At 75.5% G+C, this 1,741-nt stretch carries 1 protein-coding gene; it reads left to right on the plus strand.

Features of this window, described 5'->3' with window-relative positions:
* Positions 1-188: 188 nt before the first annotated feature.
* Entirely contained in the window at positions 189-1,685 is a 1,497-nt protein-coding gene (gene lnt / locus ACYVE9_RS25520) for an apolipoprotein N-acyltransferase (protein ID WP_461030254.1), read from the plus strand.
* Positions 1,686-1,741 lie beyond the last annotated feature (56 nt).

Raw genomic sequence — 1,741 nt, forward strand, 5'->3', positions numbered from 1 at the left:
AGCGGGCGCGTGGCGCCGCGAGGGTGCGGTGCGGGTGGTGGTGCGTGGCCCGGGCGGTGGTGAGCGGACCTCGGTGGTAGCACCGGTGGCCGCCTCTCCCGTGAGGCCCACTGGGCCGCCGGCGGCCCACCCCGCACACTGGGAGCAGCAGACGGGGACGGTACGGGGAGGGAACCGGGAGGCACGGGATGCGGCTGGTGCGCGGCGGGCTGCTCGGCGCGGTGTCACTCGCCGCCGGGGCACTGCCCGCGCTGACGTTTCCCGCTCCGGCCCTGTGGTGGCTGGCTCCGGTCGCGCTGGTCCCGTGGCTGCTGCTCCTGCGGGCCGCCGCCGGTGGTCGCCGGGCGGTCCTGGTCGGGTGGCTGGGCGGCACCGGCTTCGTGCTGGCGACCCATCACTGGCTGGCTCCGAGCCTGCACGTCTTCCTGGCGGTGCTGGCCGCGCTGATGGGCCTGCTGTGGGCGCCGTGGGGCCTGCTGACCGCCCGCCTCCTCTCCGTGCGGGTGCTCTCCGGGCGGCCGTCCGCGGGAGCGTTGTTCGCGGCCGCCGGGCTGCCGGCCTCGGGCTGGGTCGCGATCGAACTGGTCCGCTCCTGGGAGTACCTGGGCGGCCCCTGGGCCCTGCTCGGGTCCAGCCAGTGGCAGGTGCCGCCGGCCCTGCGGCTGATGGCGTGGGGCGGAGTGTGGCTGGTCAGCTGGCTGCTGGTCGCCGTGAACGTCTGCCTGACGGTACTGCTGGCGGTGCCGGAGCACCGCCGCGCGGCCGGTGCGCTGATGCTCGGTGCCGCCGTGCTGGTGGGTGGCTGCTGGCTCTGGACGCCCCGTCCGGCGCCCGCGGGCACCGCACGCGTCGCGATCGTCCAGCCGGGGCCAACCCCGTCGGCGGCGGCCCGCTTCGACCGGGGCGTGGACCTCACCCGGGGACTCGCCGGCAGGGACGTCGACCTGGTGGTGTGGGGGGAGAGCAGCGTCGGCTACGACCTCAACGCTCGGACCGACCTCGCGGAGCGCCTGGCCGTACTGTCGCGTGAGGTGCAGGCGCCGCTGCTGGTGAACGTCGACGCGCGGCGGGTCGGCGGGTCGGGCATCTACAAGAGTTCCGTGCTGGTCGACGGTGAGGGTCCGGCAGACCTGCGGTACGACAAGATGCGGCTGGTGCCCTTCGGCGAGTACGTGCCGGCCCGGGCCCTGCTGGGCTGGGCCACGTCGGTCGGGCCGGCGGCCGAGGAGGACCGGCTGCGCGGTGAGCAGCCGGTGGTCATGGAGACCGGTGGCCTGCGCTTCGGCCCGCTCGTGTGCTTCGAGACGGCGTTCCCCGACATGAGCCGACACCTGGCACGGGAGGACGTGCGCCTGCTGGTGGCCCAGTCCTCGACGTCGACGTTCCAGGACGGCTGGGCACCGTCCCAGCACGCCTCACTCGCCGCGCTGCGGCCCGCGGAGACCGGCCGGTCCGTGGTGCACGCGACGCTGACGGGCGTGAGCGCGGTGCACGGCCCGCGCGGCGAGGCCGTCGGTGAGCGGCTGGGCGTCGAGGACCGGGCGGCACGCGTGTATCCGGTGCCGCTGGCCTCCGGTGACACGCCCTACGTACGGTTCGGCGACTGGGTCGTGACCGCTTCGCTGGGTGTCCTGCTCGGGTACGCCGCGCTGGCGTTGAGGCGGCGCCCGCGCGCACGGAGGTGACGGCCCGCGCGCACGGTAGGGCGGGGTGAAGATCTCGACGCGCGTCTCGAACGTGC

The sequence above is a fragment of the Streptomyces sparsus genome (assembly GCF_054776295.1).

Excerpts from the sequence above, each read along its gene's own strand:
- lnt (WP_461030254.1), top strand. The coding sequence starts at position 189 with ATGCGGCTGGTGCGCGGCGGGCTGCTCGGCGCGGTGTCACTCGCCGCC.